Origin of the sequence: Janthinobacterium sp. JC611 (genome assembly GCF_018682595.1) — a bacterium.
Taxonomy (GTDB): Bacteria; Pseudomonadota; Gammaproteobacteria; order Burkholderiales; family Burkholderiaceae_D; genus Janthinobacterium.
Genome location: NZ_JAFLJN010000001.1, coordinates 265630 through 285439 on the forward strand (window position 1 = coordinate 265630; position 19810 = coordinate 285439).

22 protein-coding genes are annotated in these 19810 nt (G+C 63.6%); 14 read left to right on the forward strand and 8 right to left on the reverse strand.

Annotation, left to right across the window (positions count from 1 at the left end):
- Positions 1–79: 79 nt before the first annotated feature.
- Together recN and J0O65_RS01200 are read right to left on the reverse strand one after the other, a co-directional pair.
- Complete coding sequence (gene recN / locus J0O65_RS01195; protein ID WP_215403319.1) at positions 80–1747, reverse strand: DNA repair protein RecN; 1668 nt, start codon at positions 1745–1747, stop codon at positions 80–82.
- 50 nt (positions 1748–1797) lie between these two features.
- Positions 1798–2769 (reverse strand): NAD kinase, encoded by a 972-nt coding sequence (locus tag J0O65_RS01200; protein ID WP_226939476.1) that lies wholly within the window; start codon positions 2767–2769, stop codon positions 1798–1800.
- A gap of 256 nt (positions 2770–3025) precedes the next feature.
- Between J0O65_RS01200 and J0O65_RS01205 the strand changes: the two genes are divergently transcribed.
- The 3 genes from J0O65_RS01205 to gloA all read left to right on the forward strand — a co-directional run bounded on the left by J0O65_RS01205 (position 3026) and on the right by gloA (position 4343).
- Positions 3026–3292 (forward strand): hypothetical protein, encoded by a 267-nt coding sequence (locus tag J0O65_RS01205; protein ID WP_215403321.1) that lies wholly within the window; start codon positions 3026–3028, stop codon positions 3290–3292.
- Positions 3293–3398: 106 nt separating this feature from the next.
- On the forward strand, positions 3399–3821 hold the full coding sequence (locus J0O65_RS01210; protein ID WP_215403323.1) for an OsmC family protein: 423 nt from the start codon (positions 3399–3401) through the stop codon (positions 3819–3821).
- A 114-nt stretch (positions 3822–3935) separates the two neighbouring features.
- Positions 3936–4343 carry a lactoylglutathione lyase gene (gene gloA / locus J0O65_RS01215; protein ID WP_152250728.1) on the forward strand — a complete coding sequence of 136 codons (408 nt, stop codon included), beginning with the start codon at positions 3936–3938 and terminating at the stop codon, positions 4341–4343.
- 4 nt (positions 4344–4347) lie between these two features.
- On the opposite strand, the gene J0O65_RS01220 is transcribed toward gloA, so the two are convergent.
- Complete coding sequence (locus J0O65_RS01220) at positions 4348–4638, reverse strand: type 2 periplasmic-binding domain-containing protein (protein ID WP_215403325.1); 291 nt, start codon at positions 4636–4638, stop codon at positions 4348–4350.
- 17 nt (positions 4639–4655) lie between these two features.
- On the opposite strand from J0O65_RS01220, the gene J0O65_RS01225 reads away from it, so the two are divergent.
- Positions 4656–4820 carry a DMT family transporter gene (locus tag J0O65_RS01225; protein WP_215403327.1) on the forward strand — a complete coding sequence of 55 codons (165 nt, stop codon included), beginning with the start codon at positions 4656–4658 and terminating at the stop codon, positions 4818–4820.
- A 68-nt stretch (positions 4821–4888) separates the two neighbouring features.
- Here the strand turns inward: J0O65_RS01225 and J0O65_RS01230 are convergent, their stop codons facing one another.
- The 4 genes from J0O65_RS01230 to J0O65_RS01245 all read right to left on the reverse strand — a co-directional run bounded on the left by J0O65_RS01230 (position 4889) and on the right by J0O65_RS01245 (position 8169).
- The gene (locus J0O65_RS01230; RefSeq protein WP_215403329.1) at positions 4889–6220 is read right to left on the reverse strand and encodes a TolC family outer membrane protein; all 1332 of its coding nucleotides are present in this window, start codon (positions 6218–6220) and stop codon (positions 4889–4891) included.
- Positions 6221–6361: 141 nt separating this feature from the next.
- Positions 6362–6685: a rhodanese-like domain-containing protein gene (locus J0O65_RS01235; protein ID WP_034745954.1), complete on the reverse strand. Its 324-nt coding sequence runs from the start codon at positions 6683–6685 to the stop codon at positions 6362–6364.
- Positions 6686–6698: 13 nt separating this feature from the next.
- Positions 6699–7349 (reverse strand): protein-L-isoaspartate O-methyltransferase family protein, encoded by a 651-nt coding sequence (locus J0O65_RS01240; RefSeq protein WP_215403331.1) that lies wholly within the window; start codon positions 7347–7349, stop codon positions 6699–6701.
- Between the two features lie 169 nt (positions 7350–7518).
- Entirely contained in the window at positions 7519–8169 is a 651-nt protein-coding gene (locus J0O65_RS01245) for a TetR/AcrR family transcriptional regulator (protein WP_215403333.1), read from the reverse strand.
- Positions 8170–8472: 303 nt separating this feature from the next.
- Between J0O65_RS01245 and J0O65_RS01250 the strand changes: the two genes are divergently transcribed.
- The 10 genes from J0O65_RS01250 to rfbD all read left to right on the forward strand — a co-directional run bounded on the left by J0O65_RS01250 (position 8473) and on the right by rfbD (position 18686).
- Positions 8473–9342, forward strand: coding sequence for a head GIN domain-containing protein (locus J0O65_RS01250; protein WP_215403335.1), 870 nt, complete (start codon positions 8473–8475; stop codon positions 9340–9342).
- Positions 9343–9413: 71 nt separating this feature from the next.
- A complete protein-coding gene (locus J0O65_RS01255) occupies positions 9414–9686 on the forward strand; it encodes a YkgJ family cysteine cluster protein (RefSeq protein ID WP_215403337.1) in 273 nt (90 codons plus the stop codon).
- Between the two features lie 91 nt (positions 9687–9777).
- The gene (locus J0O65_RS01260) at positions 9778–10548 is read left to right on the forward strand and encodes a DeoR/GlpR family DNA-binding transcription regulator (RefSeq protein WP_215403339.1); all 771 of its coding nucleotides are present in this window, start codon (positions 9778–9780) and stop codon (positions 10546–10548) included.
- 33 nt (positions 10549–10581) lie between these two features.
- Positions 10582–11730 (forward strand): MFS transporter, encoded by a 1149-nt coding sequence (locus tag J0O65_RS01265; RefSeq protein WP_215403341.1) that lies wholly within the window; start codon positions 10582–10584, stop codon positions 11728–11730.
- A gap of 168 nt (positions 11731–11898) precedes the next feature.
- Positions 11899–12744 carry an undecaprenyl-diphosphate phosphatase gene (locus J0O65_RS01270; protein WP_215403343.1) on the forward strand — a complete coding sequence of 282 codons (846 nt, stop codon included), beginning with the start codon at positions 11899–11901 and terminating at the stop codon, positions 12742–12744.
- A 6-nt stretch (positions 12745–12750) separates the two neighbouring features.
- Positions 12751–14574, forward strand: coding sequence for a DNA helicase RecQ (gene recQ / locus J0O65_RS01275; RefSeq protein ID WP_215403345.1), 1824 nt, complete (start codon positions 12751–12753; stop codon positions 14572–14574).
- On the forward strand, positions 14574–15068 hold the full coding sequence (locus J0O65_RS01280) for a hypothetical protein (protein ID WP_215403347.1): 495 nt from the start codon (positions 14574–14576) through the stop codon (positions 15066–15068). The genes recQ and J0O65_RS01280 overlap by 1 nt, the downstream gene beginning before the upstream one ends.
- Positions 15069–15112: 44 nt before the next feature.
- Positions 15113–16090: a LysR family transcriptional regulator gene (locus J0O65_RS01285; RefSeq protein WP_215403349.1), complete on the forward strand. Its 978-nt coding sequence runs from the start codon at positions 15113–15115 to the stop codon at positions 16088–16090.
- Positions 16091–16252: 162 nt separating this feature from the next.
- The gene (locus J0O65_RS01290; protein WP_215403351.1) at positions 16253–17539 is read left to right on the forward strand and encodes a Glu/Leu/Phe/Val family dehydrogenase; all 1287 of its coding nucleotides are present in this window, start codon (positions 16253–16255) and stop codon (positions 17537–17539) included.
- A 274-nt stretch (positions 17540–17813) separates the two neighbouring features.
- A complete protein-coding gene (gene rfbD, locus J0O65_RS01295; RefSeq protein ID WP_215403353.1) occupies positions 17814–18686 on the forward strand; it encodes a dTDP-4-dehydrorhamnose reductase in 873 nt (290 codons plus the stop codon).
- 16 nt (positions 18687–18702) lie between these two features.
- On the opposite strand, the gene galE is transcribed toward rfbD, so the two are convergent.
- The gene (galE, locus tag J0O65_RS01300) at positions 18703–19722 is read right to left on the reverse strand and encodes a UDP-glucose 4-epimerase GalE (protein ID WP_215403355.1); all 1020 of its coding nucleotides are present in this window, start codon (positions 19720–19722) and stop codon (positions 18703–18705) included.
- Between the last annotated feature and the right edge of the window lie 88 nt (positions 19723–19810).

Genomic DNA, 19810 nt, shown 5'->3' on the forward strand with positions numbered 1-19810 from the left:
AACATCGGGGAGGACGGATGTTGACGCAATTCACCCATAGCAAAGGCTGGGGTCAGAGCCGCCGGGTCTGACCCCGGGTTTAAATCGCCAGTAGTTCACGCGCGTGCTTGCGCGTGGTGGCCGTGATTTCCAGGCCGCCCAGCATGCGCGCCACTTCTTCCACCCTGGCCTTGGCGTCGAGCATGTCGATACGCGACGCCGTCTTGCCATTGTCCAGCGTGCTTTTTGCCACCTGGAAGTGCTGATTCGCCTGGCTGGCCACTTGCGGCAAGTGGGTCACGCACAGCACTTGCCGCCCTTGCCCCAGGCGTTTCAACAGGCGCCCCACGACTTCGGCGACGGCGCCGCCGATACCACTGTCGACCTCGTCGAAGATCAGCGTCGGCGTGGTGGTGGCGTGCGAGGTGATGACGGAAATGGCCAGCGCGATGCGCGCCAGTTCGCCGCCGGACGCCACTTTCGCCAGCGAGCGGGGCGCCGTGCCCGCATGGCCGGCGACGAGGAATTCCACTTGTTCGAGGCCGTGGGCGGCCGGTTCGCACGGGTGCAGGGCGATCTCGAAGCTGCCGCCCGTCATGCTCAGTTCCTGCATGGCGCGCGTGACGGCTTGCCCCAGCTCCAGCGCGGCGGCGCGGCGCGTGGCGGACAGGCGCTCGGCCACGGCGCGGTACTCCGCCTCGATCTTCGCTTCCTGGCGCAGCAAGCCTTCGATGTCGGAAGCGTCGGCCAGGTGCTGCAGCTTTTCCGACAGCTTGGCGTGTTCCTCCGGCAACTCCTCGGGCGTGACGCGGAACTTGCGGGCCGTGCTGTGCATGGCTTCCATGCGCGCGTCGAGCTGGTGCAGCCGTTCCGGGTCCAGCTCGACCCGGTCCAGGTAATTGTTCAGCGCATAAACCGATTCCTGCAGCTGGATGCGCGACGAGTCGATCAGGTCGACGATGGGCTGCAATTCCGCGTCGACGGACACCAGCTTGCCCAGCTTCTGGTTCAGGGCCGACAGTTGCGACACGATCGGGTGGTCTTCCTGCTCGGAAATGATCGCCAGCGCTTCCTGCGCCCCTTCCAGCAGGCTGGCCGCGTGCGACAGGCGGCTGTGCTCGTTCGTGATCTCCGTCCACTCGCCGGGCTTGGCGGCCAGCTTTTCCAGTTCGCCCACCTGCCATTCCAGGCGTTCGCGCTCGTACAGCACGTTGGCGGCATTCGTTTCGAATTCCTCGCGCTGGCGCACGAGGGCGCGCCAGCGCTTGTGCAAGGTCGCCACTTGCCGCGCATCCTGCTCGGCGCCCGCCTCGCGCGCCGTCGCCTGGCCGTCGAGCAGGGCGCGCTGCGCCTCGCTTTTCAACAGGGACTGGTGCGCGTGCTGGCCGTGGATGTCGACCAGCATGTCGCCCAGTTCGCGCAGCTGCGCGGCCGTGGCGGGAATGCCGTTGATGTACGCCTTCGAGCGGCCCGCGTTGTCGATCACGCGGCGCAGCAGGGCGCCGCCCTCGTCGTTGGAAAATTCGTTGGCGACCAGCCAGGCCTGCGCCACTTCGCTGACGGAAAAATCGGCCGTGATGTCGGCCTTGGCCGCGCCTTCGCGCACCACGCTGGCGTCGCCGCGCCCGCCCAGCGCCAGGGTCAGCGCATCGATGAGGATGGACTTGCCGGCGCCCGTCTCGCCCGTCAGCACGCTGAAGCCGGCGGAAAATTCCAGTTCAATGGTATCGACAATGACAAAATCGCGAATGGACAGTGTATGGAGCATGGCTTTTGTGGTTAGGCGGCGGCGCGCCGCGGGTTGGCGTAAAGAAAATGTTAGCTGAGCTTGCCCTCGCCTGACGGGTACTCATTCCAGTGCAGTTTTTCACGCAGGGTGTTGTAGTAGCTCCACCCTTCCGGATGCAGGAAGGTAATCGTGTGCGGCGAACGGCGGATGAGGATGCGGTCTTGCTGCACCAGGCTGGCGAAAGTCTGCATGTCGAAATTGACGCTGATATCGCGCCCACGCACGATTTCCACCACGATCTGGCTGGAATCGGGCAAGACGATGGGGCGGTTCGACAGCGCATGCGGGGCGATCGGCACGAGCACGATGCCGCCCAGGGTCGGGTGCAGCAAGGGCCCGCCGGCCGACAGCGAGTACGCCGTCGAGCCCGTGGGCGTGGAAATGATCAAGCCATCCGAACGCTGGTTGTACATGAAGTGCCCATCGACCTCGACGCGCAATTCGGCCATGCCGGCGCCGCCGCCGCGCGAGACGACGACATCGTTGACGGCCATGCCCACGTGAATCGACTCGCCGTCGCGCAGCACGCTGCCTTCGAGCAAGGTGCGGCGCTCGGCCTTGAAGCGGCCGCCGAGAATTTGCGCCAGCACGGGCAGCATACGCTCGAGCGGAATATCCGTCATGAACCCCAGGCGTCCCTGATTGATGCCGATCAAAGGTACGTCGAATGGCGCCAGCTGGCGCGCAATGCCCAGCATGGTGCCGTCGCCGCCCATGACGATGGCGCAATCGGCGGCGGCGCCGATCTCGGCCGGCGACATGGCGCGCACGCCGGGAAACGCCAGGTTCAGGTGCGCGGCCGTCTCCGCCTCGAAGACCACCGTGTGGCCCAGCACTTGCAGGAAATCGACGATGCTTTTCACGGGCTCGGCAATACCGTCCGTATTCTGGCGCACGACCAGGGCGATGGTCTTGGCGCCCAGGTTGAAGCGCTCGCCCGGGGCTGGCAAGGTCGCGGATGGCTGTTCGGCGCGCTGTTCGGCGGGTGTATCGACGGGCATAAGAGTCTCGGTAATGAATTCGGTGGCAAACCGCCCCCGGCTGTCGCGTCGCACGCCGGTATCGCATGATACTGTATATATGCACAGTATAGTGCGGCTGCCGTGTGCCCGCAAGGGGCGTTCTTGGTGTTGCACGCAGTGTAGCGCAGAAAAAGAATCGTCCCTGCGTGCGCCAGCGCTCCCAGCACGGACATATCCGCTTGCGGTCAGCCTGGCGCGGCGGGACACTGGCTTCACTTTACTGTCAGGAGGCCATATGCGTACCCCACCCAGCGAACGCAAGATCAATACGGATGCAAAGGTCGGCAATGACGGCGTCGACCGCCTGCCGCACGAGCGCGACGAATCGCCCGATGCGCAAAACGTGCGTCCACGCAAGATCATGCAGCAGGCGGCCAGCGACCTGGAGCAGGGCCTGGTCGACACCGACCGGCACGCCCAGCCCGGCGTGGAAAAGGTCAAGCCGGCCGCACCGCGGCAGGCCCGCCCCGACGCAGAACTGGAACCAGAGAAGGCGCGCTGAGTCGAACTGTCGTGGACCGCGCATGCTCCCGCAGTGTGACGCAACGAACGGAAGCGGCAAGCCCTGGCGCGCATGATGGACGCTCGAACCACGCAAGGAGTACATCATGAAAAAAGCAGGATCAGCCGTCTGGAGTGGCGGCCTCAAGGATGGCAAAGGGTTTATTTCCACCCAAAGCGGCGCGCTCGATAATGTAGCCTATGGCTTCAACACGCGCTTCGAAGACGGTCCCGGCAGCAATCCGGAAGAACTGATCGGCGCCGCCCATGCCGCCTGCTTCACCATGGCCCTGTCCGGCCAGTTGGGCGAGGCGGGCCTGCGCGCCACGGCCCTGAAAACCACGGCCGACGTCAGCCTGGAAAAAATCGATGGCAGCTATGCCATCACGGCCGTGCACCTGACCCTGGTGGCCACCATCCCCGGCGCCACCGACGAAGCATTCCAGGACGCGGCCCTGCGCGCCAAGCTCGGCTGCCCAGTGTCCAAGTTGCTGGCCACGGAAATCACGCTGGACGCCCATTTGGAGTAGGCAAGCCGCCGTACGCCGCGCCCCCGTGCCAGCGGGCGGCCGGGGCGGTCTCGGCACGAAAGCCGTAAAACGCATAAAATCCTGCCATTCCCCCATCATCATCAAGGACACACGATGCGTATTTTGCACACCATGTTACGGGTCGGCGACCTGCAGCGCTCCATCGATTTTTACACCAAGGTCCTGGGCATGAAATTGCTGCGCACCAGCGACAACCCGGAGTACCAGTACACGCTGGCCTTCGTCGGCTATGGCGCAAATCCCGACCACGCGGAACTCGAACTGACGTATAACTATGGCACCACCAGCTACGAGCTGGGCACGGCCTATGGCCACATCGCCATCTCGGCCGACGATATCGTCGCCGCTTGCGACGCGGCACGGGCGAATGGCGGCAACGTCACGCGCGAACCGGGCCCCGTGAAAGGTGGCAACACCGTCATCGCCTTCATCACCGACCCGGACGGCTACAAAATCGAATTGATCGAACGCCAGTTCGACGGCCAGGGCGGCGGCTTGTAATACCTCAGCCTGGCTCGGCGGCCCGCGCAATGGCCGCGCGCAGCCAGGCGATGTCCGCATCGCCCTCCGTGCGGCGGTGCCGTATCATTTCAAACGCAAACGGCGCGACGGCAAATGGCGCCGCATGCAGCGCCAGCCCTTGCGCCGCGCTTGCCTGCAAGGCGCGCCGCGCCACCGTCAGGATCAGGTCCGTCCCCCTCATCACCTCCGGTGCGACCGTCCAGTACGGTACACGCACAGCGATGCGGCGCGTCTGGCCCAGCCGGGCCAGGGCCGCGTCGACTTCGGCCGCCAATGGGGTCCGGTCCCTTCATGGCGGCCGTCATCGGCGGCCAAATGCTGGCCGCGCTGGCCATCGACCGCTACGGCTTGCTGGACTGTGCCGTCAAGCATATTTCTCCGCTGCACTGGGCCAGCGCGGACCTGGTGGTGGCGGGTGTGATCCTGACGCAAGTGGCCAACAGCCGCGCCGTGTGATAACACGGCAAGACAAAAAAAACCAGCGCCGTCGCCGGTGCTGGTTTTCATTCAAGGCAAGACCGCGCTTACTTGTCGAGCAAGGCGTTGACGGGCATCAAGTCCGTTTCCTTCAGGGTGCCGGCGGCAGCCTTCAGGCGCAAGCCGTTCATGATGGTGTCGTAGCGGGCTTTCGACAGGTCTTTTTGCGTCGAGAACAATTGCTTCTGTGCATTCAAGACGTCGATATTGATGCGCACGCCCACTTGATAACCAAGCTGGTTCGATTCCAGCGCCGACTTGCTCGACACTTCCGCCGCTTCCAGCGCCTTGACTTGCGCCAGGCCGCTGTTGACGCCCAGGAAAGCCTGGCGCGCGCCTTGCGATGCCGCGCGGCGCGCCGTTTCCAGGTCGTTGCGGGCCTTGTTTTCCAGCGCGATCGATTCGCGCACCTTGCTGGTGACGGCAAAGCCGCTGAAGATCGGGATGCTCCACTGCACGCCGATGGCATTGTTGTTGGCGCCGCCGGCGCCGCCCGTCGTGTAAGTGTGGCCCGTGTTGGCGATCAGGTCCAGGGTCGGGTAGTGGCCGGCGCGGTTGCGGCCGATGTCGCGCTTGGCCGATTCCACGTTGAACTGGGCCGTGACGACGCCGTAGTTCTGCTCTTCCGCTGAGCTCACCCACGGTTCGACGGCGGCCGGTTCCGGCGCGCTGATGACCACGCCCGTGCGCATCGGCGCCAAGCTTGTTGGCGCTTCGCCGATGATGGTTTGCAAGGCGCTGCGCTTGTTGGCCAGGTCATTGATGGCGGCAAATTCCTGCGCCACCACCAAGTCGTAGGCCGCTTGCGCTTCGTGCGTGTCGGTGATCGTTTGCGTGCCGACTTCGAAGTTGCGCTTGGCCGATGCCAGCTGCTCCGTCGTCGCCACTTTTTGCGCCTGCGTGGCGCCCAGGTTGTCCTGCGCGCTGAGCACGTCGAAATACGCCTGCGCCACGCGGGTGATCAGGTCTTGCTGGACTTGCGCAAATTGCGCTTCGGCAATCGCCTGCGCCAGCTTGCTTTGCTGATAGGTCTCCCAGCGATCCCAGCGGAACAGCGGCTGCGCCAGGGTCAGGTTGTAGGTATTCGTGTGCACGTTAACGGTCGGCATGGTGATCTTATTGCCTTGACTCAATACGATCGGTTCCTGATTGCCGCGCGTATTGCTGCCCGACGCGGAGATTTGCGGCAGCAAGCCTGCCAGCCCCTGCGGAACCCGCTCCATCCCGGCCGACAGGGCCGCGCGCGCGCTGGCGTACTGCGCGTCATTGGCCAGCGCCTGCTGGTACACCTGGATGAGATCGGCCGCCTGCGCTTGCAGCGAGCATGTCATCGAGACAAAGGCGCTGGTCATCAGCACGGCGATAAGGGGTTTCCGCATTGCATTTCTCCGTTGGAGTCGTCAAAAGTTGATGGAATCAAAAATCTGCTACCGCTTGCCTTGCGCCCGCCGGGTAAGCGAGGTACAGGCCTCCGCAGGCATGCAGGAAAACATGCCTGGGTGCATCTACTGCAACATAACTTAGTATTTAGGCATGGCGCTGTCGACTTGCAGCGCCCAGGCATGCACGCCGCCCGTCAAATTACTGATCTTGCCAAAACCATTGCGCTCCAGGAAGGCTGCCACTTGCATGCTGCGCATGCCGTGATGGCAGATGCAGACGATTTCGGCGTCTTCATCGAGGTCATCGATGCGCGCGGGAATCGAATTCATCTGCATCAGGGTGGCACCGTCGAGGTGGCACAGGTCGAACTCCCACTGTTCCCGCACGTCCAGCAACAAGGGGCGCGGGCGGGAAGGGTCAGCCAGCCAGGCGGCCAGCTGCGGTGCACTCAAATGCTCCATCGAATCGGTCGCCTCAGAACTGGAAATGCGACGGTGCCACGGCTTGCAGCGGCGTGACATTCGTTTCAAACAGCTTGCGCGTGTCGTAAGCCTTGTCCGAGCTGCGCGTGATCAGGTGCGCCGACATGATCGGCGCTTCGCCGATGATGGCCAGGATGCGGCCGCCGACTTTCACTTGTTGCAACAGTGCTTCCGGCAACACGGCCAGGGCGCCGGACACGACGATCACGTCATACGGTGCGCCCTTGCTCCAGCCCTGGGCGCCGTCGCCCAGTTCCACGGTGACGTTCGTCACGCCATTGGCGGCCAGGTTCTGCTCGGCCAGGGTTTTCAATTGGGGAACGATTTCCACGCTCGTCACATGACGCGCCTTGTGCGCCAGCAAGGCGGCCATGTAGCCGCTGCCGGTGCCGATTTCCAGCACATTCTCATGCTTCTTGACGGCTACGTCTTGCAAAATGCGCGCTTCCAGCTTCGGCGTGAACATGCATTCGCCGCCGCCCAGTGGAATTTCGGTATCGACGAAGGCCAGGTTTTTATAGGCGGCCGGCACGAAATCTTCACGTTTGACCACGTTCAACAGCTCCAAGACGTCGATATCCAGTACGTCCCATGGACGGATCTGCTGTTCGATCATATTGAAGCGGGCTTGTTCGATATTCATCTTTGGACTCGGTAAGTGAAGTAATAATCCGCCATTTTATCGTTGAACTGGCTGAAAGCACATGTTAACCATAAAGACGGGGAATGGAGGAAATTTGCGACGATCTGCAGATTTGAGGGGGCGAACCTTGGAAAAGGGGCAACTGAACGGTAGAGACAAGCTCTGCATATCAAGGTTTCGCGGTCGCCTCCACCTGCAGGCTGCGCAAGCTCATGTCGATAAAGGCATCCATGTAGGCGAGCGGATCGATATTCTTGACCTCGCATGGCAGGAAGGAGTGCGTCCACATCATCAGCATGGTGACGGGCGCGCTGAGGATGGTGCTGACCAGCACGGGATCGACCTGGCGGAATTCGCCGCGCTGCATGCCCCGTTCCAGCAGGGTGACGACCAGCGCATTGCCGCGCGCGACCACCTCTTCGTTGTAAAACTGCGCCAGTTCCGGGAAATTGTTCGCTTCGGCCAGCATCAGCTTGGTCAAACCGGCCAGCTTGGTGGCGCCGAATTCTTCCCACCACTGCATCATCACCTTGCGCAACAACTCGGCGCTGCTGCTGTCCGAGGCGGCCATGCTGTCTTCCGCCTCGCCGATCGACTGCACGATATTGTCGCGCACCACGGCCTTGAACAGCTCTTGCTTGTTCTCGAAGTACAGGTACAGGGTGCCTTTCGACACGCCGGCCCGCTTGGCCACATCCTCCAGGCGCGTCGACGCGAAGCCCCGTTCGACAAACAGGTCGAGGGCGGCGGCGAGCAATTCCTGCGGGCGGGCATCCTTGCGCCGCTCCCAGCGGGGCTTGGTATCAATCGGGGCTTGCATGTATCTTTCCAAGTAACTTACTTTTGAGTCATTAATGGTAGACCGGTCTACCGTCAAGGTCAAGCGGCCAGCCGAACACGGGTATTGTACGCTCCGTGCCGGCGTTGGCGACACCTCCTCTGGCGCCGGACCTGTGGCGCCGGGTGAAGCAGAATGCGTTTCACCCCCCGTTTTGCGCAGTTCGTCGCATTTCTACTCAGCAAGCATGCCGGATTTGCTACCTTGTCATCGACAGCACGGCAGCCGCGGCGCGGCAGCCGGCTTTTTTCTTGTCCTGAACTAAACCATCATAAAGGAATCACCATGCGTACCTTGCTGGCCCTGTGCTGTGCCGTTGCCCTCGGCGGTTGCGCCATCGTCATCAACCCCAACGATGGCGAAGTACGTTACGCCGACTCGGGCGGCAACGCCATCCAGGGCAACGGGCAAGTGAGCCGCGACGTGCGCCAGGTCAGCAACATCAACGCGCTCGACATCGATAACATGAAGCGCATCGATATCAAGATCGACGTGCGCGTCGGCCCCACGGCATCGCTGGTGATCGAAGCGGACAGCAACCTGCAGCCGCTGATCCATAGCGACGTAAACGGCAACACCCTGCGCCTCTGGAGCGATACGAACATTCGCAGCAGCAATGGCATCCACGTCATCTATACGACACCGCAATTGAAGAAAATCAACATTTCCGGCTCGGGCCGCCTGGTGGTCAGCGGCCTCAAAGGCGACGACTTCAGCCTGGAGCAGCGCGGATCGATGAAGAGTGAACTGTCGGGCACGGTCGGACGCTTCAACGTCGCCAACAGTGGCTCGGGCAGCGTCAACGCGGCCGCCCTCGTCAGCGGCAACACGGACGCCGTGCAGAACGGCTCGGGCAGCATCCAGGTGGGCAGCGTGCGCGGCGAACGCCTCAACGTGGCCCTGAACGGCTCGGGCAGCATCAGCGCCAACGGCGCCGTGCAGCGCCTCGACGCCAACGTGAATGGCTCGGGCGATATCAACCTGGCGGCGCTGAGCAGCGACGTTGCCTATCTGGCGAGCAACGGTTCCGGCGACATCGACGTCACCGTCCAGAATGAAGTCAACGCCCGCGCCGGCGGTTCCGGCCGCATCACCGTGCATGGCGACCCGGCCCGCCGTACCTTGTCCGGCAAACGCGTCAGCATCGTGCGCTGAACGCGCCTGTGGCGACGCACGGGAGCCGGCTTGCTATACTGTCGGCTCCTCACCCGCCCGCCTGAACTCCCATGTCACCTTCTGCCCCCCTGGCATGCCGCCCCTCCTGCGGCGCCTGTTGCACCGCACCGTCCATCACCAGCCCGATTCCAGGCATGCCGGATGGAAAGCCGGCGGGCGTGCGCTGCGTGCAGCTGGCCGACGACAACCGCTGCAAGATCTTTGGCCTGCCCGAGCGACCCGCGTTTTGCGGCGGCTTGCAACCGTCCGAGGACATGTGCGGCGACAGCCGCGAACATGCGGTGCGCTGGCTGGCAGAGCTGGAACGGCTGACGGCGCCCTGAGCGGCGACGGCGGCGGCTGCCAGATAAGGGTTGACCAAATTTGCACGTTTGCGTATATTCATGCACATTCATGCACGTTTATAGGTTCACCATGTCCGCCACCCTGCTCCTCAAACAACGCCACGCGCTGATCCAGCAACAATTGCATGCCGACGGTCGCGTGCTGGCGCTGGACCTGGCGCGCCAGCTCGACGTGTCCGAAGATACGATACGGCGCGACCTGCGCGAGATGGCGGCGGCCGGCCTGTGCCAGCGCGTGTATGGCGGCGCCCTGCCGCTGGCGCCGGACGGCGGCAGCTTGATGCAGCGCAAGCAGGAAGCGCCGGAACGCAAGGCGCGCCTGGCGCAGGCCGCCGTGTCGCTCGTGCGCGCGGGCCAGGTGCTGTTTCTCGATGCGGGCTCGACCAACCTCGCCATCGCCAGCGCCTTGCCAGAGTTAGCGCTCACTGTCATCACCAATGCCCCCGCGATTGCCTTGGCGCTGATGGAGCGCCCGGAAATCGAACTGATCATGGCCGGTGGCAGGGTCGACCGGCGCGCCGGCGCCAGCTTGGGCCCGCAGGCCTTGCGCACGGTCGAGCGCATGCATCCCGACCTGTGCTTCCTGGGCGCTTGCGGCGCCGATGCGGACGCGGGCGTGACGGCGTTCAACTACGATGAGGCCGAGTTCAAGCGCAGCATCGCCGGCGCCAGCAAGGCCGTCGTCGTGGCCGTCACCAGCGACAAGCTGGGCACGGCCGCCCCCTTCGGCGTGCTGGCCACGGGCTTGCTGCAGCACCTGGTGCTGGAAGCCGATGCCGACGCGGCCCACGCGGCCGCCTTTGAACGGCTGGGCGTGCAAGTGTTGCGCGCCCGTGCCTGATGTTATCCACCCCGACCTTTGAAAAGTTCCCTCATGCATCTCACCGGCACCCTGCAACAACGCGCCACGCGCCTGGTCTTCTTCGCCGCCGGCCTCGGCATGGCCGCCTGGGCCCCGCTGGTTCCCTACGCCAAGTCGCGCCTGGGCCTCGATGAAGCGACGCTCGGCATTTTGCTGCTGTGCCTGGGCGCCGGCTCGCTGTGCGCGATGCCGTTTACGGGCATGCTCGCGGCCCGCTTCGGCTGCCGCAAGGTCATCGTCGGCGCCGGCCTGCTGCTGACGGCCGTGCTGCCCGGCCTGGCGCTGGCCGCCACGCCGCTGCAGCTGGGCCTGGTGCTGCTGGTGTTCGGCGCGGCCATGGGCACGTTTGACGTGGCCGTCAACATCCAGGCCGTGATCATCGAAAAGGCCAACGGCGGCGCCATGATGTCGGGCTTTCATGCGCTCTTCAGCGTGGGCGGCTTTGCCGGCGCGGCTTGCATGGCCTTGCTGCTGTGGCTGGGCCTGACGCCGGCCTGGTCGTGCGCGGTGGTGATGCTGCTGCTGTGCGGCGTGCTGGGCGCCGCGCAAGGCCATCTGCTGCCGACCGCCTCCGCCTCCGGCGAAAAGACGCCGCTGTTCGTCATGCCGCATGGCGCCGTCATTTTCATCGGCCTGTTGTGCTTTATCGTTTTCCTGGCCGAAGGCGCCATTCTCGACTGGAGCGCCCTGTTCCTCACCACCACGCGCGGCGTGGCGGAAGCCAAGGGCGGCCTCGGCTACGCCGCCTTCGCCATCGCCATGACGGTGGGCCGCTTCACGGGTGACAAGGTGGTCAGCCGCTTTGGCGGCAAGCGTGTGCTTACCTTCGGCGGCTTGTGTGCGGCGGCAGGCTTCTTCCTGGCCGTGCTGGCGCCGCACGCCAGCCTGGCCATGGCCGGCTTCGTGCTGATCGGCCTGGGCGCGGCGAACATCGTGCCCATCCTGTTCACGGCGGCCGGACAGCAACACGCCATGCCGGCCAGCCTGGCGGTGGCGGCCATCACCACCATCGGCTACGCGGGCATCCTGGCCGGCCCGGCCGTGATCGGCTTCGTCGCCCACGCCACCAGCCTGAATATCGCCTTCGCCATGCTGGGCGCCGCCCTGCTGCTGGTGGCGGCCAGCGCGCGCCTGGTGGCGCCGGCAAAACAGCCCTCCTGAGCGTCCCTTCTGCCTGGCGGACGGCGCTAAAAAAGCGCCGCCCGCCAGCGTCCAAATCGGCTGGCCGGGCCTGCGGCATGGTAAGCTTCGACCCCGCGCACATTGCTGGCGCTACGCGCTCACCCCATCCTGTCACTTATACCCGTACTTATACCCTTTTATACATCTATGGATCTCATTCTTGCGTTAAAAGCCATCATCATGGGGCTGGTCGAAGGTTTTACCGAATTCTTGCCGATTTCCTCCACGGGACACCTGATCCTGGCCGGCAGCCTGCTCGACTTTACCAAGGATGTCTCGAAAGAAGTCATGGATGTCTTCGAGATCGCCATCCAGGCGGGCGCCATCCTGGCCGTGTGCTGGGAATACCGCCAGCGCATCGGCAGCGTGCTGACCACCTTCGGCACCGAGGTCAAATCGCGCAAGTTCGTGCTGAACGTGGCCATCGCCTTCCTGCCGTTGGCCATCATCGGCCTGGCCATCGGCAAGATGATCAAACATGCGCTGTTCAAGCCAGTACCGGTCGCCATGGCCTTCATCATCGGCGGCATCATCATCTTGCTGGTGGAGCGCCGCGCGCGCACCAACCCGGTCACCGTGCGCGTCAACTCGGTCGATGAAATGACGCCGTTCGACGCCCTGAAGGTGGGCTGCGCGCAGGCGTTTGCGCTGATCCCCGGCACCAGCCGTTCCGGCTCGACCATCATCGGCGGCATGCTGCTGGGCCTGTCGCGCAAGACGGCCACCGAATTCTCGTTCTTCCTGGCCATCCCGACCTTGTTCGCGGCCACCCTCTACTCGCTGTACAAAGCGCGCGACATCCTGTCGGCTACCGACGCGCCCCTGTTCGGCCTGGGCACCGTGGCCGCCTTCATTTCCGCCTTCCTGTGCGTGCGCTGGCTGCTGCGCTATATCAGCTCGCACGACTTCACGTTTTTTGCCTGGTACCGCATCGTGTTCGGCTTGCTGGTCCTGGCCAGCGCCCACTACGGCTGGGTTGTTTGGGCAGAATAAGGCACTATGAATCAAGATCTTAAGCAGCGCGCGCTGCACCTGCTGCAAACCGTTTTCGGCTACCCGGCCTTCCGTGGCCAGCAAGCCGACATCGTCGACCACGTCAGCCATGGCGGCGACGCGCTGGTGCTGATGCCCACGGGCGGCGGCAAGTCGCTGTGCTACCAGATTCCCGCCCTGCTGCGCGACGGCGTCGGCGTCGTCGTCTCGCCGCTGATCGCGCTGATGCAGGACCAGGTGGACGCGCTGGAGGAAGTCGGCGTGCGCGCCGCCTTCCTCAACTCCACGCAAACCTACGAGGAAGCGAGCCGCATCGAGCGCCTGGTGCGCACGGGCGGCATCGACGTCGTCTACGTGGCGCCCGAGCGCCTGATGACGCAGCGCTGCCTGGACCTGTTCCAGGCCTCGAAGATTTCCCTGTTCGCCATCGACGAGGCGCATTGCGTGGCCCAGTGGGGCCACGACTTCCGTCCCGAATACATCAAGCTGTCGGTGCTGCACGAGCAGTTCCCGGACGTGCCGCGCATCGCGCTCACGGCCACGGCCGACCCGCAGACGCGCGCCGAAATCGCCCTGCGTTTGCAGCTGGAAGACGCGCGCCAGTTCGTCTCGTCCTTCGACCGGCCGAACATCCGCTACCAGATCGTGGAAAAGGCGAATGGCCGCAAGCAGCTGCTCGACTTCATCAACACGGAACACGCGGGCGACTGCGGCATCGTCTACTGCCTGTCGCGCAAGAAGGTCGAAGAGACGGCGGAATTCCTGAACCAGAGCGGCATCCGCGCCCTGCCCTACCACGCCGGCATGGAGTACGCCAAACGCAGCGCCAACCAGGCACGCTTCCTGCGCGAGGAAAACATCGTCATGGTCGCCACCATCGCCTTCGGCATGGGTATCGACAAGCCCGACGTGCGCTTCGTCGCGCATCTGGATCTGCCGAAAAGCATCGAGGGCTATTACCAGGAAACGGGTCGCGCGGGCCGCGATGGCATGGCCGCCAACGCCTGGATGGCGTACGGCTTGCAGGACGTGGTGCTGCAGCGGCGCATGATCGATGAATCGGAAGCGGACGACACGTTCAAGCGCGTGCTGGGCGTGAAACTCGACGCCATGCTGGGCCTGTGCGAAACGCTCAGCTGCCGCCGCATGCGCCTGCTCGAATACTTCGGCGAACCGGCTTCGCCGTGCGGCAATTGCGACACCTGCCTGGTGCCGCCCATCTCGTTCGACGGCACGGTGCCCGTGCAAAAACTGCTGTCGGCCATCTACCGCGTCGACCAGCGTTTCGCCGGCGGCCACGTGATCGACGTGCTGCGCGGCGTGGAATCGGAACGCATCAAGACCTGGCACCACGACTCGCTGTCCGTGTTCGGCATCGGCTCGGACCTGGGCGAAGCGGAATGGAAGGCGATCCTGCGCCAGGCCATCGCGCTGGGCCTCGTCTCGGTCGACCATGAACAATACAGCTCGCTGAAACTGACGGACGCCTCGCGCCCCGTGCTCAAGGGCGGCCAGAAGGTGCAGCTGCGCCAATACCAGAAGCCGGTGAAAACCAGCAAGCGCAGTACCAGCGTGGCGAAGGGTTACGTCGAGACGGATTTGTCCGCCAGCGAACAGGCCATCTTCGACAAGCTGCGCTGGTGGCGCGTGGAGACGGCGCGCACGCACAACGTGCCGGCCTACGTCATTTTTGTCGACGCCACCCTGCGCGAAATCGCCAAGGCCAAGCCCACCTCGCTCGAGCAGATGCGCGGCGTGAGCGGCGTGGGCGAGAAAAAACTGGCCTCGTACGGCGACGAAATCGTCGCCATGATCCTGGAGATGATTTGATGGAAGATTTGATGGAAGCACTCTCGTCCGACCTGATCTATCAGGCCGTGAAAATCCTCGGCGCCCAGCCCGACGCCGAAGACGCGGTGGAAGCGCAAGTCCGCGCCCTGGTCGGCGACGACCTCACCATGCGCCGCCTGGCCGACGTGGTGCCGGAAGCCTTCGGCCTGGTGCTGGCGTCGCACCTTCCCGGCGCCGATACCATGACCCTGCCCGACACCTTCTGCGCCCAGGACGAGGACGGCGAGTGGGTGGAGTTTCCCATGCGCCGCGAACCGATCTTTGTCGTCGCCTTGGACATCGCCCAGCACACCTTTCACAACGGCCCGCGCGCGCTGATGCAAAACCTGGCCGACCGCAGCTCCCTGCTGTCGGCCATCAACAAGGCCCTGAACGCGGGCGACTCGCTCGACGGCACGACCCTGGGTCCGCCCTCCTTCTTCGGCTTGCCCGCCGCCCTGTACCAGCCGGCGGCATCGACCGAGACGCCCTGAGCACCTCACCTTGCCCCTGCCCTTGATAACGGAACGCTGCCGCGATGGAAACCAAATGGCTGGAAGACTTCATTTCACTCGCTGAAACGCATAACTTCAGCCGTTCCGCAGCCCTGCGCCACGTCACCCAGCCCGCCTTCTCGCGGCGCATCCAGTCGCTGGAAAACTGGCTCGGCATCGACCTGGTCGACCGCACCTCCTATCCCACACGCCTGACGCCGGCCGGCGCCGTGTTTTACGAGCAGGCGCTGGAAATGCTGGGGCAGATCAATGGCGTGCGCGCCCTGTTGCGCGGCAAACGGGCGGCCACGCAAACGAGCGTCGACTTCGCCGTGCCGCATACCCTGTCGCTGACCTTCATGCCGAAGTGGCTGACGGCGCTGGAAGACGGTTTCGCGCCGATCAACAGCCGCCTGATGGCGCTGAACGTGCACGACGCCGTGCTGCAGCTGGTCGACGGCGGCTGCGATCTGCTGCTGTGCTACCACCATCCGCGCCAGCCGGTGCAGCTGGACCCGGGCCGCTACGACATGCTGGTGATGGGCCGCGAAACCCTGCGCGCCTATGCGCGCTGCGGCCAGGACAAGGTTCCCGACTTCGTCCTGCCGGGCAGCGCCAAGGAACCGCTGCCCTTCCTCTCCTACACCAGCAACGCTTACCTGGGACGCATGGTGGAGTTGCTGGTGGCCGACGCCAAGGCACCGCTGTTCCTCGAGACCTGCTACGAAACGGACATGGCCGAAGGTTTGAAGATGATGGCGCTGGAAGGCCGCGGCATCGCCTTCCTGCCCGAATCGGCCGTCATGCGCGACGTCAAATACAAGCATCTGGCGCGCGCCGACGGTGGCGCGCCGGGCTGGGAAATCGAGCTGGAAATCCGCCTGTACCGCGAACGCCCGTCCAGCCTGCGGCCCGGCAAGCAGATCGTCGAAAGCCTGTGGCAATACCTGGTGCAGGCGCAGGATGGCAAGGCGCGCGCCGGCAAGCGCCGCAAACGTGCCATCGAGGCCAGCCAGTCCTGACTGGCAATCCTGGCAATACAACTATGCAATAAATGCATAACCGGATGCGCACAAAGCATTGGCCGGGGCATGAGGCTATCGCCTACGATGCGGTTCCGCTGCGCGCAGCCGCATCTCGGCTGTGCCTCTAACGTATTCGTATTGTCCAGGAGCTTATCAAGCATGACCAGCAAGCACGCACTTCCTTCTTACCTCAATTCCGAAGATCTGGGCCCATGGGGCGTCTACCTCGAGCAGATCGACCGCGTTACGCCGTACCTGGGCAACCTGTCGCGCTGGGTGGAAACGCTGAAGCGTCCAAAGCGCATCCTGACGGTCGACGTGCCCATCGAGCGCGATGACGGCACCATTGCCCACTACGAAGGCTACCGCGTGCAGCACAACCTGTCGCGCGGTCCAGGCAAGGGCGGCGTGCGCTTCCACCAGGACGTGACCCTGTCGGAAGTGATGGCCCTGTCGGCCTGGATGACGGTCAAGAATGCGGCCGTCAACGTGCCATACGGCGGCGCCAAGGGCGGTATCCGTGTCGATCCGAAGACCTTGTCGCGCAACGAACTGCAACGCCTGACCCGCCGCTACACGAGCGAGATCAGCATGATCATCGGACCGAACAAGGATATCCCGGCGCCGGACGTCAACACGAATGAGCAAGTCATGGCGTGGATGATGGACAGCTACGCCATGATCGGCGGCAATATGTCGACCGGCGTGGTGACGGGCAAACCCATCTCGCTGGGCGGCAGCCTGGGTCGCCGCGATGCGACGGGCCGCGGCGTGTTCGTCGTCGGTTGCGATGCGGCCGCCAAGGTCGGCATGTCGCTCGAAGGCGCGAAAGTCATCGTGCAAGGTTTCGGCAACGTGGGCGGCGTCGCCGCACGCATGTTCGCTGAAGCCGGCTCGAAAGTGGTCGCGGTACAAGACCACAAGACCACCGTGGTGCATGCCGGCGGCTTGAACATTCCGCAATTGCTGGCGCACGTGGCCGAAGTGGGCAGCGTCGAAGGCTTCCCGGGCGCCGAGGCATTCGTGCCGCGCGAAGATTTCTGGGGCATCGATTGCGACATCCTGATCCCGGCCGCGCTGGAACAGCAGATCACGGCGGAACGCGCACAGGTCATCCGCGCCAAGATCATCCTGGAAGGCGCCAATGGCCCGACCCTGCCGGCAGCGGACGACATCCTGACCGACCGTGGCGTATTGATCGTGCCGGACGTGCTGGCCAACGCCGGCGGCGTGACCGTCAGCTACTTCGAGTGGGCGCAGAACTTCTCGAGCTTCTTCTGGACGGAAGAAGAAATCAACAGCCGCCTGACCCGCATCATGCGCGAAGCGTTCGACGCGGTATGGCAAGTGTCGCAAGAGAAGAAGGTGTCGATGCGTACGGCCACCTTCATCCTGGCATGCACCCGCGTCCTGCAGGCTCGCGAAGTGCGCGGCCTGTACCCTTAATGGCTGCCTGAGAAAATGCCTGGGGCGTTGTTGCTTCGCCTCGCCGTACTTGCGTACTGTCTTCGGCTTTGCGCCTAGTCCCAGACATTTTTCAGGCGCCATCGGGTTGCTGGCGCTCTAAAAAAAATCCCGCCACACTGACGTGTGAGCGGGATTTTTTATGGGCGGCGCATGGCAACTCTCCCCAGACAAGGCACCGAAAAACTAGCCGGCTATTCACTCAATCCAGCAGCCTTCAGGCATACTATTGGCACCAATATAGACAGGAATACTCATGAGCCGAATTTTAATCTCCGGAAGAACTGGCCAGGTAGGCTATGAACTCGAGCGCAGCCTGCAAGGCTTGGGAGAAATCATCGCGCTCGATCGCAGTCAAATGGACTTGAGCAATCTGCAACAGGTACGGGACGTCATTCGCACTGTGAAGCCTACGCTGATCGTCAATCCTGCGGCCTACACCGCAGTCGATCAGGCGGAACGTGAGCCGGAACTTGCACTGCGCATCAATGGTGAGGCACCTGGTGTCATGGCTGAAGAGGCCAAGAAGCTTGGCGCCACATTGATACATTACAGCACCGACTACGTGTTCGACGGCAACAAAGACATCCCCTATCTGGAAACGGATCCGACCTGCCCGCTGAATGTTTACGGCAGCAGCAAGCTGGCAGGCGAACAGGCCATTCAAGCCAGTGGCGTAGCCCATCTTATACTGCGCACCAGCTGGGTTTACAGCACGCATGGCAAAAACTTCCTGCTCACCATGCGCCGCCTGGCCCAGGAGCGCGACGCGCTGAACATCGTGTCGGATCAATTCGGCGCTCCCACATGGAGCCGTACCATCGCCGACACTACCGCGCACATCGTAGCGCAAAGCCTGGCCGCAGCCGACCAGCAAGCGTGGTGGAACAAGCATTCCGGGCTCTACCATTTGACGGCCCAAGGAAAAACCACGTGGTTCGGTTTTGCCGAAGCGATCATGGCCCATGCATCGGTCACGAAAAAGCCGCGGCTGACACCGATACTGGCATCCGAGTACCCGGTTCCGGCACAGCGACCAGCCAATTCGGTATTGTCGTCGCAGAAACTGATGGAGACTTTCTGCGGCTTGCCTAACTGGCAGGATGCATTACTGCTGTGCCAAAACTAGAGACATCAATCCTCTATCAGGCAGCGTAGCCTTGCGGATTCTGGTGCTGCCAGCGCCAGTGGTCGCGGCACATGTCGTCGATGTTTTTCTGCGCCTGCCAGCCCAGCAGTTCCTTCGCCTTGTCGGCCGAGGCGTAGCAGCTGGCGATGTCGCCGGGGCGGCGCGGCACGATGTCGTACGGGACTTGGCGGCCGCTGGCGGCCTCGAAGGCGCGCACGGTATCGAGTACGCTGAAGCCGTGGCCCGTGCCCAGGTTGACGGTAAAGCCGCCCTCGGTAGCAAACAGGCGGTTCAACGCGGCCACGTGGCCCAGCGCCAGGTCGACCACGTGAATATAGTCGCGCACGCCCGTGCCGTCCGGCGTGGCGTAGTCGTTGCCGAACACGGCCAGGCGTTCGCGGCGGCCCACGGCCACCTGGGCGATGAAGGGCATCAGGTTGTTCGGGATGCCGGCCGGATCTTCACCGATCAAGCCGCTGGCATGCGCGCCGACCGGATTGAAGTAGCGCAGCACGCCGACTTGCCATTGGGCATCGGCATGCACGAGGTCGGCCAGGATCTGCTCGACCATCAGCTTCGAGCGGCCGTAGGGGTTGGTGACGGACAGGCGCGACGATTCCAGGATCGGCAAGGCTTCCGGGTCGCCATACACGGTGGCCGACGAGCTGAAGACAAAACGCTTCACATTCGCCGCCGCCAGCACTTCCAGCAGCGCCACGGTACCAGACACATTGTTGTCCATATACATCAGCGGCTGCGCCACGGATTCGCCCACCGCCTTCAAGCCCGCAAAATGGATCACGGCATCGATGGCGTGCTCGCGCAAGACGGCCGTCATGGCCGCGCGGTCGCGCACGTCCGCTTCATAGAAAGGCACGCTTTTGCCGGAGATACGCTCCACGCGCGCCATCGCTTCGCGCGCGCTATTGCACAGATTATCCACCGCGACGACCTCAAAGCCGGCAGCCAGCAATTCGACACAGGTATGCGAACCGATGAAACCGGATGCGCCCGTCACGAGTATTTTCTTGGACATAATATCAATCAATGTAAAAAAGATAAGACTACCGTAATTCCCCCGCCCTGCCTAGCCAGCGCACGATAGCGCGCGCATCAAAAAAGCC

What these genes read in the sequence shown, in the direction of transcription:
- J0O65_RS01290 (WP_215403351.1), top strand. Translation starts at nt 16,253, where the DNA reads ATGACCAGCAAGCACGCACTTCCTTCTTACCTCAATTCCGAAGATCTG.
- J0O65_RS01285 (WP_215403349.1), top strand. Translation starts at nt 15,113, where the DNA reads ATGGAAACCAAATGGCTGGAAGACTTCATTTCACTCGCTGAAACGCAT.
- gloA (WP_152250728.1), top strand. Translation starts at nt 3,936, where the DNA reads ATGCGTATTTTGCACACCATGTTACGGGTCGGCGACCTGCAGCGCTCC.
- J0O65_RS01270 (WP_215403343.1), top strand. Translation starts at nt 11,899, where the DNA reads ATGGATCTCATTCTTGCGTTAAAAGCCATCATCATGGGGCTGGTCGAA.
- J0O65_RS01225 (WP_215403327.1), top strand. Translation starts at nt 4,656, where the DNA reads ATGGCGGCCGTCATCGGCGGCCAAATGCTGGCCGCGCTGGCCATCGAC.
- J0O65_RS01235 (WP_034745954.1), bottom strand. Translation starts at nt 6,685, where the DNA reads ATGGAGCATTTGAGTGCACCGCAGCTGGCCGCCTGGCTGGCTGACCCT.
- J0O65_RS01205 (WP_215403321.1), top strand. Translation starts at nt 3,026, where the DNA reads ATGCGTACCCCACCCAGCGAACGCAAGATCAATACGGATGCAAAGGTC.
- rfbD (WP_215403353.1), top strand. Translation starts at nt 17,814, where the DNA reads ATGAGCCGAATTTTAATCTCCGGAAGAACTGGCCAGGTAGGCTATGAA.
- J0O65_RS01255 (WP_215403337.1), top strand. Translation starts at nt 9,414, where the DNA reads ATGTCACCTTCTGCCCCCCTGGCATGCCGCCCCTCCTGCGGCGCCTGT.
- J0O65_RS01210 (WP_215403323.1), top strand. Translation starts at nt 3,399, where the DNA reads ATGAAAAAAGCAGGATCAGCCGTCTGGAGTGGCGGCCTCAAGGATGGC.
- recQ (WP_215403345.1), top strand. Translation starts at nt 12,751, where the DNA reads ATGAATCAAGATCTTAAGCAGCGCGCGCTGCACCTGCTGCAAACCGTT.
- J0O65_RS01265 (WP_215403341.1), top strand. Translation starts at nt 10,582, where the DNA reads ATGCATCTCACCGGCACCCTGCAACAACGCGCCACGCGCCTGGTCTTC.
- recN (WP_215403319.1), bottom strand. Translation starts at nt 1,747, where the DNA reads ATGCTCCATACACTGTCCATTCGCGATTTTGTCATTGTCGATACCATT.
- J0O65_RS01230 (WP_215403329.1), bottom strand. Translation starts at nt 6,220, where the DNA reads ATGCGGAAACCCCTTATCGCCGTGCTGATGACCAGCGCCTTTGTCTCG.
- galE (WP_215403355.1), bottom strand. Translation starts at nt 19,722, where the DNA reads ATGTCCAAGAAAATACTCGTGACGGGCGCATCCGGTTTCATCGGTTCG.
- J0O65_RS01240 (WP_215403331.1), bottom strand. Translation starts at nt 7,349, where the DNA reads ATGAATATCGAACAAGCCCGCTTCAATATGATCGAACAGCAGATCCGT.
- J0O65_RS01260 (WP_215403339.1), top strand. Translation starts at nt 9,778, where the DNA reads ATGTCCGCCACCCTGCTCCTCAAACAACGCCACGCGCTGATCCAGCAA.
- J0O65_RS01200 (WP_226939476.1), bottom strand. Translation starts at nt 2,769, where the DNA reads ATGCCCGTCGATACACCCGCCGAACAGCGCGCCGAACAGCCATCCGCG.
- J0O65_RS01280 (WP_215403347.1), top strand. Translation starts at nt 14,574, where the DNA reads ATGGAAGATTTGATGGAAGCACTCTCGTCCGACCTGATCTATCAGGCC.
- J0O65_RS01250 (WP_215403335.1), top strand. Translation starts at nt 8,473, where the DNA reads ATGCGTACCTTGCTGGCCCTGTGCTGTGCCGTTGCCCTCGGCGGTTGC.
- J0O65_RS01245 (WP_215403333.1), bottom strand. Translation starts at nt 8,169, where the DNA reads ATGCAAGCCCCGATTGATACCAAGCCCCGCTGGGAGCGGCGCAAGGAT.